This window comes from Mycobacterium sp. PS03-16 (assembly GCF_004570325.1).
Classification (GTDB): domain Bacteria; phylum Actinomycetota; class Actinomycetes; order Mycobacteriales; family Mycobacteriaceae; genus Mycobacterium.
This window is the reverse complement of sequence record NZ_SPQO01000021.1, coordinates 21,585-35,137: the sequence shown is the minus strand read 5'-3', so window position 1 is coordinate 35,137 and position 13,553 is coordinate 21,585. Positions and strand designations below refer to the sequence as shown.

13 protein-coding genes and 1 riboswitch are annotated in these 13,553 nt (G+C 68.5%); of the genes, 8 read left to right on the top strand and 5 right to left on the bottom strand.

Annotated features, from left to right (window positions below):
- Positions 1 to 18 precede the first annotated feature (18 nt).
- From E4P42_RS17730 to yhjD, 3 genes are read left to right on the top strand one after another with little or no spacing between them, the layout of a single operon-like run.
- Positions 19 to 840, top strand: a complete 822-nt coding sequence (locus E4P42_RS17730; RefSeq protein WP_135127390.1) for an exodeoxyribonuclease III — start codon at positions 19 to 21, stop codon at positions 838 to 840.
- Positions 837 to 1,871: a tryptophan--tRNA ligase gene (trpS, locus tag E4P42_RS17725; RefSeq protein WP_135127389.1), complete on the top strand. Its 1,035-nt coding sequence runs from the start codon at positions 837 to 839 to the stop codon at positions 1,869 to 1,871. The genes E4P42_RS17730 and trpS overlap by 4 nt, the downstream gene beginning before the upstream one ends.
- A gap of 15 nt (positions 1,872 to 1,886) precedes the next feature.
- Complete coding sequence (gene yhjD, locus E4P42_RS17720) at positions 1,887 to 2,909, top strand: inner membrane protein YhjD (protein ID WP_135127388.1); 1,023 nt, start codon at positions 1,887 to 1,889, stop codon at positions 2,907 to 2,909.
- Here the strand turns inward: yhjD and E4P42_RS17715 are convergent.
- The 3 genes from E4P42_RS17715 to E4P42_RS17705 form a co-directional block, all read right to left on the bottom strand.
- Complete coding sequence (locus tag E4P42_RS17715) at positions 2,903 to 3,226, bottom strand: multidrug efflux SMR transporter (RefSeq protein ID WP_135127387.1); 324 nt, start codon at positions 3,224 to 3,226, stop codon at positions 2,903 to 2,905. The two genes, yhjD and E4P42_RS17715, sit on opposite strands and share 7 nt — an antisense overlap.
- A gap of 10 nt (positions 3,227 to 3,236) precedes the next feature.
- A riboswitch (guanidine-III (ykkC-III) riboswitch) is annotated at positions 3,237 to 3,300 on the bottom strand.
- A 51-nt stretch (positions 3,301 to 3,351) separates the two neighbouring features.
- Positions 3,352 to 3,993, bottom strand: a complete 642-nt coding sequence (locus E4P42_RS17710; protein WP_135127386.1) for a flavodoxin family protein — start codon at positions 3,991 to 3,993, stop codon at positions 3,352 to 3,354.
- A gap of 4 nt (positions 3,994 to 3,997) precedes the next feature.
- On the bottom strand, positions 3,998 to 5,101 hold the full coding sequence (locus tag E4P42_RS17705; RefSeq protein ID WP_135127385.1) for a LacI family DNA-binding transcriptional regulator: 1,104 nt from the start codon (positions 5,099 to 5,101) through the stop codon (positions 3,998 to 4,000).
- 196 nt (positions 5,102 to 5,297) lie between these two features.
- On the opposite strand from E4P42_RS17705, the gene E4P42_RS17700 reads away from it, so the two are divergent.
- The 5 genes from E4P42_RS17700 (at position 5,298) to E4P42_RS17680 (ending at position 11,138) form a co-directional block, all read left to right on the top strand.
- Positions 5,298 to 6,551: a DUF1116 domain-containing protein gene (locus tag E4P42_RS17700; protein ID WP_245234080.1), complete on the top strand. Its 1,254-nt coding sequence runs from the start codon at positions 5,298 to 5,300 to the stop codon at positions 6,549 to 6,551.
- 64 nt (positions 6,552 to 6,615) lie between these two features.
- Positions 6,616 to 7,995: a glutamine synthetase family protein gene (locus E4P42_RS17695; RefSeq protein ID WP_135127384.1), complete on the top strand. Its 1,380-nt coding sequence runs from the start codon at positions 6,616 to 6,618 to the stop codon at positions 7,993 to 7,995.
- The gene (locus E4P42_RS17690) at positions 7,992 to 8,669 is read left to right on the top strand and encodes a gamma-glutamyl-gamma-aminobutyrate hydrolase family protein (RefSeq protein ID WP_135127383.1); all 678 of its coding nucleotides are present in this window, start codon (positions 7,992 to 7,994) and stop codon (positions 8,667 to 8,669) included. Before E4P42_RS17695 ends, E4P42_RS17690 begins: the two co-directional genes overlap by 4 nt.
- Before the next feature lie 8 nt (positions 8,670 to 8,677).
- The gene (locus E4P42_RS17685; RefSeq protein WP_135127382.1) at positions 8,678 to 10,207 is read left to right on the top strand and encodes a cytosine permease; all 1,530 of its coding nucleotides are present in this window, start codon (positions 8,678 to 8,680) and stop codon (positions 10,205 to 10,207) included.
- A 61-nt stretch (positions 10,208 to 10,268) separates the two neighbouring features.
- Positions 10,269 to 11,138, top strand: a complete 870-nt coding sequence (locus tag E4P42_RS17680) for a nitronate monooxygenase family protein (RefSeq protein WP_135127381.1) — start codon at positions 10,269 to 10,271, stop codon at positions 11,136 to 11,138.
- 4 nt (positions 11,139 to 11,142) lie between these two features.
- On the opposite strand, the gene E4P42_RS17675 is transcribed toward E4P42_RS17680, so the two are convergent.
- Both E4P42_RS17675 and E4P42_RS17670 read right to left on the bottom strand, forming a co-directional pair.
- Entirely contained in the window at positions 11,143 to 12,375 is a 1,233-nt protein-coding gene (locus tag E4P42_RS17675; RefSeq protein WP_135127380.1) for a D-alanyl-D-alanine carboxypeptidase family protein, read from the bottom strand.
- 165 nt (positions 12,376 to 12,540) lie between these two features.
- Positions 12,541 to 13,551: an SMP-30/gluconolactonase/LRE family protein gene (locus E4P42_RS17670; protein WP_135127441.1), complete on the bottom strand. Its 1,011-nt coding sequence runs from the start codon at positions 13,549 to 13,551 to the stop codon at positions 12,541 to 12,543.
- Positions 13,552 to 13,553: the final 2 nt, after the last annotated feature.

Sequence of the window (13,553 nt, the reverse complement as noted above, 5' to 3'; positions counted from 1 at the left end):
GGGTTAGGGTCTGGCGCCGTGATAGTCAGCACCGTCAACGTCAACGGCATCCGCGCCGCGGTCAAGCAGCGCTCGACGGAGAATCTCGGGCTGTTGGCCTGGCTGAAGGAGTCGACCGCCGACGTGGTGTGCCTGCAGGAGACCCGCGCCGACGACGAGCAGCTGGCCGATGCGCTGGCCCCTGCCCTGGCCGACGGCTGGCACCTTGCCTCGGCCAGCCCGCATCTCAGGGGCCGCAACGGGGTGGCGGTGCTGTCGCGGCACCCGATCGACGCGACCCGACGGATGGTCTCCGACGAATTCGGTGAGCACGGCCGCTACCTGGAGGTGGACACCGGCGGGGTGACCGTGGCCAGCGTCTACGTCCAGACCGGCGAGGCCGAGACCGACCGTCAGCTCGAGAAGGAGCGCTTCATGGCCGCGCTGGCGGGCCGCATGGCCGAGTTGCGGGACACCGATGCGGTGGTGTGCGGCGACTGGAACATCGCCCACACCGAGCACGACATCAAGAACTGGAAGGGCAACCTCAAGAAGTCCGGATTCCTGCCCGGCGAACGGCAGTGGCTGACCGACCTGCTCGCGACCGGGTGGGTCGACGTGGTGCGGGTGCTGCATCCCGGCGTCGCGGGGCCCTACAGCTGGTGGTCGTGGCGCGGCCGGGCGTTCGACAACGACGCGGGCTGGCGGATCGACTACCACCTGGCCACCCCGTCGCTGGCGGCCCGCGCGTGCGCGGCGCGCGTCGAACGCGCCGACGCCTACGCCCTGCGCTGGAGCGACCATGCCCCGGTCACCGTCGAGTACGCACCGCACCCGCATGGAAAGATCGGGTCATCATGAACTCCCCAGTCGAGAGCCCGCCCCCCGTGCCACGTGTCGTATTCTCCGGTGTGCAGCCCACCTCCGATTCGCTGCACCTGGGCAACGCGCTGGGGGCCGTGACGCACTGGACGGCGCTGCAGGACGACTACGACGCGTTCTTCTGCGTGGTGGACCTGCACGCGATCACGGTCGCGCAGGACCCCGAGACGCTGCGACGCCGCACGCTGGTCACCGCCGCGCAGTACCTGGCGCTGGGCATCGACCCGTCCCGCAGCACCGTGTTCGTGCAGAGCCATGTGCCCGCCCACGCCGAATTGGCTTGGGCACTGGGCTGTTTCACCGGGTTTGGGCAGGCGTCACGGATGACGCAGTTCAAGGACAAGTCCCAGAAGCAGGGCGCGGATTCCACCACCGTGGGCCTGTTCACCTACCCCGTGCTGATGGCCGCCGACGTGTTGCTCTACGACACCGACCTGGTACCGGTCGGCGAGGACCAGCGTCAGCATCTGGAGTTGACCCGCGACGTCGCGCAGCGGTTCAACGCCCAGTTCCCCGACACATTCGTCGTACCCGACGTGCTGATCCCGAAGGCCACCGCCAAGATCTACGACCTGCAGGACCCGACGGCCAAGATGAGCAAGTCGGCGGCCACGGAGGCCGGGCTGGTCAGCCTGCTCGACGACCCGGCGAAGACGGCCAAGAAGATCCGCTCGGCCGTCACCGACAGCGAACGCGAGATCCGCTTCGACCGGGAGGCGAAGGCGGGAGTGTCGAACCTGCTGACCATCCAGGCCGCGGTTACCGGCGCCGACGTCGACACGCTGGTCGAGGGCTACGCCGGCCGCGGATACGGCGACCTGAAGAAGGACACCGCCGACGCGGTGGTGGAGTTCGTCACCCCGATCAAGACCCGGGTCGACGAACTGCTGGCCGACCCCGCCGAACTCGAAGGGGTGCTGGCCGTCGGTGCCGAGCGCGCCCGCGAGGTGTCTGCCCGCACGCTCAAACGGGTATACGACCGGCTGGGTTTCCTGCCCGCGCGCTCGTAGAGACTGGAGGCTGGTGTGGACGAACCGGCCAAGCCCGGTGTGCTCGACCGCTTCCGCGCCCGCTACGACTGGTTCGACCACGTCATGCGTGCCCAGGAGCGCTATCAGCAGTCCAAGGGCAACTTCTTCGCCGCCGGCATCACCTACTTCACGGTGTTCGCACTGTTCCCGCTGCTCATGCTCGGCTTCTCGATCACCGGATTCGTGCTCGCCAGCCAGCCCGACCTGCTGGGCAGTCTGCAGGGTCGGATCCAGCAGACGGTCTCCGGCGACTTCGGTCAGCAACTCGTCGAGCTGATGAACACCGCGATCGAGTCGCGGACCTCGCTGGGCATCGTCGGGCTGGCCACCGCGGCGTGGGCCGGGCTGGGCTGGATGAACAACCTGCGCGAGGCGCTGAGCGCGATGTGGGAGCAGCACAGCGATTCGAGCACCTTCATCACCACCAAGGTGTCGGATCTGCTGGCGCTGCTGTCGGCGTTCGTGGCGATCGTCGTCACGGTCGGCCTGACCGCGCTGGGGGACCAGAAGCTGATCGCGCGGATCCTGGCCTGGGCGGGCATCGAGGACGTCCCCGGGCTGACGTGGGGCCTGAAGGCGCTGTCGATGCTGGTGGCCGTCGGCGTGTCCTGGCTGTTGTTCACCTGGATGATCGCCCGGCTACCCCGCGAATCGGTGAGTTTCCGCAGCAGCGTGCGGGCGGGTCTGCTGGCCGCCGTCGGCTTCGAGATCTTCAAGCAGGTGGCGTCGATCTATCTGAGCTCGGTGCTGACCGGGCCCGCCGGTGCGACGTTCGGGCCCGTGCTGGGGCTGATGGTGTTCGCCTACGTGACCGCCCGGCTGATCCTGTTCGCGACCGCGTGGGCGGCCACCTCGCACGACAACATGCTCGCCGCGCCGGTCGACCCGCCCGACCCCGCGCAGATCACCACCCGGGTGGAGGTGCGCGAGGGGGTCGGCGTCGGTGGCGCGGTCGTCGCGGCGGCGGTCGGTGCGGCCGGCGCGCTTGGCCTTTCGCGGCTGCGCCGCCGTCAGTGAGCTTGACTGACCAGCTGCAGACCGACGACGCACACGACGATGCCCAGCAGCAGCGCGACCTTGATCAGCGATGCGCTCTCTGCGCCGGTGACGAGCGCGTACAGGACCGTGAGCGCCGCGCCGACGCCGACCCACACCGCATAGCCCGTGCCGACCGGCAGGTCACGCAGGGCAATGCCCAAGCCGCCCATGGAGATCAACGCCGCAACGAGGAAGACCACCACGGGGACGGGACGTGTGAACCCCTCCGACTTGCTCAGCGCGATCGCCCATACCGCTTCGAAGGCCCCCGACACCAGCAGGATGACCCAGGCCATAACACACCTCCAGGCACCGTCTTGTCGCTCGCCGGGTACGGTGCCCCTCGTCCGGTGTCACGGCGTGACGGTCCCCACGGTAGCAAGCACGCGAATGGTCGACTGGCCACGGCACGCGCGTCCCGTCAAACGCCGAGGTGCTCCCACACGCGATTCGATCGGACCGAGGTGAGTCGGTAGTCGGTCACCCGGATGTCGAACAGCCGGGCGCCGAGATCGCGCGCCGCGGACACCGGATCGCACGGATCGTGCACGATCTCACCTCGGCTGTTCCCGTTCCCGATCACCACGCCGGCGAGCGATTGATCCAGATACCGTGTCAGCTCCTGGTATTGGGCGATGACGCCCGACGTCGCGCCGACGTAACTCTCTTCACATGAGATCAACACTCCGACAGTCTTTCCGGTGATTCCCGCCACCACCTGCGCCTGCTGCGGAGCGCTGTTCGCGGTGTAGCAGAACAACCTGTCGAAGACCGACTTGAGGCGGGCCGGCATGCCGTAGAAGTACAGCGGCATCGCGTAGATGATGCCGTCGGCGGGCAGTATCTTGTCGAGGAGCAACGACTCGTAGCCGTCGTTGATGGAGCAGCGCCCGTCCGTCAGCCGGCACCGGCGACAGTTGTCCAGCATTCGTTCGACGTAGTCGTTGAGGAAGACGTGTTCGACCTCATGGCCGGCCGATCTGGCACCGGAGATCGCGGCCTCCGCCAGCACGTGAGAGTTACCGTCCTCACGCGGGCTCGCGCTGATGACCAGAACCTTCATCGATTCACTTCCCATCGTCATCGTGGTGATCTGTTGTCGTCGATTCCCGGATGAAGAGCCGGGTGGGGATGAGACGTCGCGACGTGTCCAACTCCGGTGCGTCGCTGCCGGATTCTCCGCCGGCGATCAGTTGGGTCAGGCATTCGACCGCCCGCGCGCCGATGTCCCGTGGATGTAGGTACACCGCCGTGACCGGCGGGTTGGTCACGCGAAGGATCGAGCTGTCGACCGCACTGGCCAACGCGAGATCGCCGGGAACCGACACTCCCGCGGTGCGCGCAGCATTGAGCAATGCGACCGCGCATCCGTCCGAGCTCGTGAAGATGGCATCGGCCGGTTCCGGACCGGTCCGCAGTGATGCCAGCGCGGCGCCCATGTCGGCGGGGGTGGCATCCGGTACGGCGACAACGGCGGGACTCAGCCCGTGGTCTGAGCACCAGTCGCCATAAGCCTCGACGATGTCACGAATGTAGGACCGCGAGGTGGTGTCGACGATCAGCGCGGGCCGTGACCGGCCCTGCGCCGCGAAGTGGTCGAGTATCTCTCGGGCGGCGGCCCGGTGATCGTTGTCCACAACGAAGCCCGGCGCACCCGCGGCGATCACCGGCTCACCGGTCGTCACGACGGGATACTTTGCCGCAAAGGACGTTTGAAGCACGGGCTCGGAGCCCTTCGGGTCGACGATGATCATTCCGTCGACGCCGAAGCTGCGCATGGACGACACATCCACCCCGGCCGACACGACGATCAAGGCGTACTTCGCGTCGGCTGCGGCCGCTGCGGCGCCGTTGACCAATTCGAGGAAGTACTCCGATTCCGACGTCGGCACCAGCGCGACGTCATGTCCAGCCGGGCCGTCCAGGTCGGGCATCTGGATGACCAGGATATGGCTACGGCGGGTGACCAGCTGCTGGGCATGAGCGTTGGCGGTGTAGCCGAGTTGCTCGGCGGCCGCCAGCACACGGGCGCGGGTCTTGGCGGAGACCCGGCCGCGACCGTTGAGCACGTGCGACACCGTCGTCACCGACACGTCGGCGTGCCGTGCCACATCCTTGATATTCGCCACGTCGTCCTCGACCTCGGGAGGCAGCTGCGTGTCCGCGATCACATTTGACTCTTGACCGGCCGCAGATCACTGCGTTACGGTTTTAGCAGAACATAGCCAAAACGTTTTGTCAAGCGCAGTGGTCGTTCGATTGCCGCCTCACCTCCAGGAGTACTTCTATGCCTTCGTCGCACATCCGCGAATGCCAAAACCTTTTGTCACTGAGCGTGGTGGCCCTGCCGGGCCATGAGACGGCCGCATGATGGCCGCGCCCACCGAACTCGGCGTTCACGCCGACGCGAACGCCGACGCCCTCGGTCGCATGTTCGCCTGTGCGCCGCGATTGGTCGCGATCTCTCGCGCGGTCGACACCGTTCCCGGCATGCGCCGCAATCTGATCCTCACCTCGGGGCCGACGATGCCGTTCGAGAAGTACACCGGAGGGCAGCGCGAGGCCCTGCTCGGCGCGGCCATCTACGAGGGCTTCGCCGAGGACCGCGTCGCGGCCGAAAGAGCCTTCCTGGCGGGTGAAGTCACCGTATCCGGCTGTCAGGAACTCGGCGTCGTCGGATCGCTGGCCGGCGTCACCACGGCCTCCATGCCGGTCGTCGTGGTCGAGGATTCCCAGACCGCCGACCGCGCCTACTGCACGCTCTACGAGGGCGACGCGGTGGACCGGCTGAACTACGGGGTCTACACCGAAGCCACCCGGCGCAACCTCGATCATCTGCGTGACCACGTGGGCCCGGCGCTGGATCGTGTGGTGCGGCAGCACGGCGGCGTCGACCTCAAACCGATCATCGCGCGGGCGTTGACGATGGGTGACGAACTGCACAGCCGGAACACCGCTGCGACAACGCTCTTCGCGCGCACGCTCTTGCGCTCGATCGCCGAGGCGCAAGCGGAGGACGCGCGCACCGTGGCCGAGTACCTGTCGGAGGGCGACTACTTCTTCCTGCGTCTGGCGATGGCCGCCGCCAAGGTCATGGCCAACCGGATGCGCGGGGTGGCCGGATCGAGCGTGGTCACCGCAATGGCATTCTCCTGCCGGGAATTCGGAATCCAGGTTTCCGGCACGGGAGACAGATGGTTCACCGGTCCCCTTCCCACGTTCGAGGCCATGAAGCTGTATCCCGGCCATTCCGAGGACGACATGGAGTTCATGGGCGGGGAGAGCGTGATCACCGAGACCGTCGGCCTGGGCGGTGTCGCTCAGGCGGCCGCGCTACCACTGCAGCGGTCGAGCGGCGGTAAGGCCGCAGCGATGCTCGAACGCACCGAACAGATGTACCGGATCTGCGCAACCACCCATCCGGACTTCCGGATACCCGCGCTCGACTACCGCGGTACGCCAGTCGGATTCGACGTCCGCGCGATCGCCGAAACGGGGATCACCCCCGTCCTCGACATCGGGATCGCCGGTATCGGAGGCGGGCAGATCGGCGGCGGGGTCGCGCGTGCGCCTCTCGAGCCGTTCACGCTCGCCGCCGAGGCACTCGCCAACCAGCCGTAACCACCACGGGGCGCTCATCGCTCGCCATCCGGCGCGGCCGCCCGACCATGAGAAGGAGAATCCCATGACAGACACCATCTTCGAACGCAACGACACGCTGTACGCCTTGGATCCCGAGCATTCGCGGGTGGCCAAGGAACTCTCGGCCAACGGCGTGAAGTACGCGATGGCGAACTGGATCGATGTGCTCGGCCGGCCGAAGTCGAAGATCGTGCCGATGACCCACTTCGCGGACCTGGTCGCGGGCGCTGAACGCTACACGCCACGCGGGTTCGGCGGGATCGGCAACATGAATCCCACCGAAGACGAGGTCGTCGGCGTGCCGGATCTGAGCACGCTGAAGATCCTGCCGTGGGACCGGCGCTACGCCTGGATGGTGGCCGACATGAGCTTCGGCGGCCGCGAGCCGTTCGCGCTGTGCCCCCGCAATGCCCTGCGCTCCCAGGTCAAGGCGGCGGCGGAGTTGGGCTACTCGGTGCATCTCGGTGTCGAACCGGAGTTCTACGTCTTCCGGCCGGAATCGCTTGAGGGCGAACATGATCGCCTGATGCCGATCGCACGTAGCGGATCGCTCAAGCCGTCACCGGCCTATGACGTCGAGGCGACGCTGGACGCCTCGGAGTTCTTCGACAAGCTCGTCGGCTACCTGGCGGAGATGGACTTCGGGGTCTACGCCTTCGGCCATGAGGGCGGTGACGGGCAGTACGAGCTCAGCATCGGACACGCGCCGGTGCTGGAGATGGCCGACCGGATGACGCTGTTCCGGTTCGCCGTCAAGCAGATCGCGAAGGAATGTGGCCTGCTCGCCACGTTCATGCCCAAGCCGTACGCCAACATGTGGGGCTCCGGCGCGCACCTCAACATGAGCCTGGTGGACCTGGCGACCGGACGTAATGCGTTCCGGGGTGACTCGGCGGGCGAGTGGACCCAGACCACCTACCAGTTCATCGCGGGCGTCCTCAAGCACGCTCCGGCGTTCACCGCGCTGGGCAATCCGACGACGAACTCCTACCGGCGCCTCACCCCGCGCCTCGCCGACGGCCAGATCTCCTGGGCGCCGACCCGGGTCAGCTACGGCTCGAACAACCGGTCGTGCACCGTGCGCCTCCCGCAGAACCGGCCGTGCATCGAGTACCGCGCCGCCGACAGCGCCGCAAACTACTACTTCGCGTCGGCGCTGATGATCGCCGCCGGGTTGGAGGGCATCCGCGAGGGACTCGATCCGGGCAAGCCGCTGGAAGAGGCGTCGCACAACTCCAAGGCCCCGGTGCTGCCGCGCACGCTGCTCGAGGCGATCGAGGCCTTCCAGGAGGACCCGCTCGTGCACAAGACCTTCGCGCCGGCCTTCGTGCAGGAGTACACCGAGATGAAGCTCAAGGAGTGGGAGTCCGACCACCTGCTCGTGTCCGACGCTGAGCGCCGGAAGTACCTGCTGGACCTATGACGGTCGTCGGCGTCGTCATCGCTCTCGGGACCGATGGCTTCTTGAGCAGCCATCGGAACTACATCGACGCGGTGGTCAGGGCGGGCGGCATGCCCGTCCTGATCCCCGCGACGCTCGATCCCGAGCAGGCGGTCAGGCTGACCGCCCGAATCGATTCGCTGCTGCTGCTCAGCGGCGGGGACATCCATCCCAGCCGGTACGGCGACCGGGCCCGCGCCACCCTCTACGGAGTCGACGAACGACGTGACGAGGTCGAGCTCGCCGTCCTCGACGTGGCGAGGCGCCGCGGGATCAAGACCTTCGGGGTGTGCCGCGGAGCCCAACTGCTCGCTGTGGCGCACGGCGGGCGCCTGCATCAGGACCTGGTGGCCTACGGGGTGCGCAAGCACATGGAGGACACCGTCGACGGAGGTTACGCCTCGATCCGTCACTCCATCGAGATCAAGGAGGGAACAGTCGCCCATTCGCTCTTCCCCGAGTTGAGGAAGGTCAACTCACAACACCATCAGGCCATCTCGGACAGCGGGTCGCTCCTGGCAACCGCGTGGAGCCCGGATGGAGTCGTCGAGGCGGTGGAAGGCGAGAACTGCTTCGGGGTCCAGTGGCACCCCGAACTGATGTACAACGACAATCCAGACCATCTCCGGCCATTCGAGTGGCTCATCCGAAAGTGACAAACCGCATGGAAGACAAAGGTGTCGAAACTGCGATCAAGGACCGCTTCTTTCAGGTAGAGCGGCACGGTATCGAGTACATCCCCGAGGACGAACGCCGTTCCCGGCCGAGCAATCTCTACGTGTTGCTGCTCGGCGGCAGCATGACCTTCGGCCTGTTCATCATCGGCTGGTATCCCATCGCCTTCGGCCTGGGCTGGTGGTCGGCGGCGACCTCGATCCTGTTCGGGTCGGCGGTGGGCGCGGTGTTCCTCGGGCTGTCCGGCCTGATGGGTCCGCACTCGGGAACCAACAACCCCGTGTCCAGCGGTGCCTACCTCGGGGTGGCCGGCCGGTTGATCGGCTCGTTGCTCGAGGGCACGGCCAGCCTGGCGTTCGCGGCCATCTCCATCTGGACGGGCGGTGACGCGCTGGCGGCCGCGCTGATCCGCGTGCTCGACATCGGCGACAACGAGGCGGTGCGGCTCACCGCCTACGGCATCCTCAGCATCATCGTCACGGTCATCTCCGTGTACGGCCACCACATCATGATGAGCTCGCTGAAGTTCATCCTGCCCACCGCGGGACTGTGCATGGTGATCGGTCTGTTCGTCTACAGCGGCGACTTCGACGCGCGCTATCAGGGCACCGGGGAGTACGCGTTCGGCTCGCACACCACGACCTGGCTGATCTCCGCTCTGCTCTGCGCGGCGACGGTCTCGTCCTACGCCGCCTACTCCGGCGACTGGACACGCCACATCTCACCGCGGAAGTTCTCTGATCGCCGGATCGTGCTCACCCTGTTCATGGGGGGCATCTTCGGGATGGGTGTGTGCTTCCTGTGGGGTGCCTACACCTCGGCGGCGGCGTTCAACGCGATGGCCGCTGACGCCGACACGCCGTTCGTGTTCGGCATCGTCGAGGTGGTGCCGATGTGGTTCATCCCGTTCCTGCTGTACCTGGGCCTGGCCTCGGGCACCACCCAGGCCGTGATCAACACCTACGGCACCGGCCTGGACACCAGCGCGATCATCCCTCGCTTCAACCGGATCCAGGCCACGCTGCTGGCGTGCGCCCTGGCGACGGCGCTGGTCTACGTGGGGCACTTCTACGACAAGATCGAAAGCGGGATGGCGGTCTATCTGCAACTGCTGGTCTGCTTCTCGATCCCGTGGGTGGTGATCACGGTCTACGGCCACCTCAAGCGCGGCGGGTACTACAACGTCGACGACCTGCAGGTCTTCAACCGTGGTGAGCGCGGCGGCGTCTACTGGTACACCCACGGGCTGAACACCCGGACGGTGGGGCTGTGGGTGCTCTCCGCGTGCGTCGGCATGCTGTTCTCGGTGAACGACGCCTACACCGGGGCGCTGGTGCCCCTCATGGGCGGCATCGACGGCGGGCTGATCGCCTCAGGTCTGATCGCCCTGGTCGGCTGTGTGGTGATCAACCGGCTCTGGCCCGACCCGCCCGAAGTCTGCGGGCCGATTCCCGCTCCGGCCGTAGTGCCCGAAGTCAGCGTCAAGCGGGTCCCCGCCGCGGTGACCGATCCGAGCTGACCGACGCAGACGAAATACCACGCAGTGAGGTCGCCGGCCCGCTGCGTGGTATTTCTCGTTCGTGCCCCTTCGAACTCCCTGGTGCGAGACGCTCGGCATCGACGTGCCGATCGTCAACGCGCCGATGGGCGGTGCGGCGGGCGCACGGTTGGCTCAGGTGGTGTCGGGTGCCGGCGGCCTCGGCATGGTCGGGATGGGCAGCGCCGCCACGCCCGAGCTGTTGACCGGCGAGCTGCGGGCACTCTCCGGCATCGAGCGGCCGGTGGGGATCGGCCTGGTGCACTGGGTGACGCAGCGCCACCCACGCCTGCTCGACGCGGCGCTGGCCGCCGGGCCGGCGCTGTTGAGTGTGAGCTTCGGTGAGGACTGGTCGTGGGTGCGCCGCGCGCATGATGCCGGGATCCGCACCGCAGGTCAGGTCGGCACCGTCGCCGCGGCGCACCGCGCGGTCGACGCCGGGGTCGACGTGCTGGTGGCCCGCGGCGCGGAGGGCGGCGGCCACGGGGAACCGCGGGTCGCCACACTTCCGTTGCTGGCCGAGCTGCTGGACCGGTTCGACGTGCCGGTGCTGGCCGCAGGCGGGATCTCCACGGCGCGCGGACTGGCCGCGGTGCTGGCGGCGGGGGCGTCGGCGGGCTGGCTGGGCACCGTCTTCGCGGCATGTGTGGAGGCTTCGACGCCGGACACGGCGCGCGGTGCGCTGCTGGCCGCCGACAGCGCCGACACGACGCTCACCCGCGAATTCGATCTGCAGCAGGACTACGACTGGCCCGCCCACATCCCAGAGCGCGTGCTGACCGACGAAGCGGGGGCGCCGACTCCGGTCAACGCCGGTCAGGGCGTGGGGGCGGTCAGCGCGAGCGAGCCCGCCGCCGAGGTGGTCGCCCGGCTGAGCCGCGACGCCGAGGCGTTGCTGCGGCGATGGTGCTGACCGGTCAGTGCTGCGGGCGCCGGTTGAGCGACCGCGCCGCCATGATGAGCGCCAGCACGATGATCGTGCCGATCACTGCCACACCCACCCGGACCGGCAGCGCGTCGGCCGTCGGCAGCACGGCGGCGGCCTGCGCGGCCGCATCGGTCTCGACCGCCTCCGGCTGCGGGTCCAGCGACGGGTCGGGCTCGATCAAGGTGCCGACGCCGGTGCCCGCAGGCAGGCTGAACCCGTAGTCCAGCAGGCGGGCCGCCTGCTCCCACGGCGCGATCGGCACGCGGGTGCCGCGCAGCAGCACCGCGACCAGGCGCCGCCCGTCGCGTTCCGCGCCGCCGACGAAGGTCTGCCCGGCGTCGTCGGTGAACCCGGTCTTACCGCCGAGCGCACCCGGATAGTTGTAGAGCAGCTTCACGTCGTTCTCGATCGGGTACGGCGGATTGCCGTCGCGGCCCGGGAAGTCATAGGTGCGGGTGGCGACGATTTCGGCGAACGTCGGATTGCGCCAGGCGTACCGGTAGAACAGCGCGATGTCGTAGGCCGACGTGCTCATGCCGGGGCCGTCGAGCCCCGACGGGGTGGCTACCCGGGTGTCGCGGCCGCCGAGCTTGCCGGCGAGCTGGTTGAGCTTGAGCAGCGCGGTGTCCATTCCGCCGAGTTGGCGGGCCAGCGCGTGGGCCGCGTCGTTGCCCGAGTACATGAGCAGGCCGTGCAGCAGATCGTTGACCGTGTAGAGGCCGCCGACGTCGACGCCGACGCTGGTGCCCTCGGCGGCGGCGTCCTCGGCGGTGCCCGGCACGGCCTTGGCCAGGTTGAGTTCCTTGAGCGACGCGAGCGCGGTGAGCACCTTGATCACGCTGGCGGGCCGGTGACGGCCGTGCGGATCGCGGGCGGCGATCACGTCGCCGGTGTCCATGTCGGCAACCAGCCACGCCTCGGCGGAGACGTCCCCGGGCGGCGGCGGGGCGCCGGGGGCGGTGATGATGCCGCACCCGCCGAGCGCGTCGCCGCCCAGCGGGGTGGCCGGCACCGGCAGCGCGACGGGGGGATCCTGGCCGGGCTTGGGCACCTCGGAGGCGTCGATGGCCGGCGGCGTCGTCGTCTTGTAGGGGCATGCCGCGGGCCCTGCCGCGGGCTGGGCGCCGGCGACCGGCGCCGCCACGAGTGCGGGAGCGACCAGCACCGCGGCCGCCATCACCAGCGCGGCCGCGCGCGTCGAGAGGGTCCGTGTGCTCGCCATCACCGCGCACATTAAGTGATCTTCGCTGTGGCCCGGGGGAGGCACGCTGTGACTGAAGTGAAACATGTGACTGAGCGCGCCGTACGCGGCGTTGACTCTGCATCCAGATCGCGGATCTGGCCGCAATCTCGATCCGGACGCAGAGTCAACCGGGTCGGTCTGGACCTACAGCACGACGTCGTCGAGGCTGACCGACGCCAGCGCCGACGATCCGATGCAGGCCAACCACAACCGTCCGCCCGATTCCACCAACCCGGTGACCATGCCGAAGTCCGGGTGGGTGGTGCGCAGCCCCGCGACGACCTCGCCGCTGTCCGGAGCGAATGCGACCGCCCACACCTCCGGCGCGATCTGCGGGGCGAAGCGGTCGGGGAGCGCCCACACCAGGTGACGCAGCACCGGCGCCCGCGGGGCGAGCCACTCGGCTGTCGCATTCGGCGGTGACACCATCGCCACCCAGATGCGTCCGTCGGCGCCGGTGGACATGTTGTCGGGGTGGCCGGGCAGGTGCTGCACGAACGGGGTGATCGTGCCGGCCTGCGGGCCGGTCAGCCAGTACTTGGACAGGCTGCGGCCCAGCGTTTCGGCGAACGCCAGCGCCGAGCCGTCGGCGGTGACGGTCACGCCGTTGGTGAAGTACAGCCCCTCGGCCAGCGTGGTCACGGTGCCGTCGCGATCGCGGCGGAACAGGCTGCCCCGGCCCCGCGACTCCAGCACCGCACCCTTGAAGTGCTCATAGGTGAACGCGCTGGTCGACTCGCTGAAATAGATTGTGCCGTCCCCGGTTTCGATGACGTTCGAGCAGAACTGCAGATGCCGGCCCTGCACCGTCTCGACGAGCGGTTCCAGCGCGCCGGTTTCCGGGTCGAGCGCCAGCAGCCCGCGCGGGCTGTCGCAGATCAGCAGCCTCCCGTCGCCGGCCACCGCCAGCCCCAGCGGCCGTCCGCCGGTGTTCGTGACCACGGTGGCGTTGCGGCCGTCGGGGTCCAGCCGCAGGATGCGCCCGTCATCGACGCCGGTCCACAGCCGCCCGCCCGCGTCGACGACGACGTCTTCGGGGGCGTGGCCGGGCACGGGTACGACGGTCACGTCCGGTGCGGGCAGCGCCGCCAGCTGTTCGACGGGCGGCGGCTGCCAGCGGACCGGGTGGATCGGCGGTTTGCGGCGTGGCGTCAGCG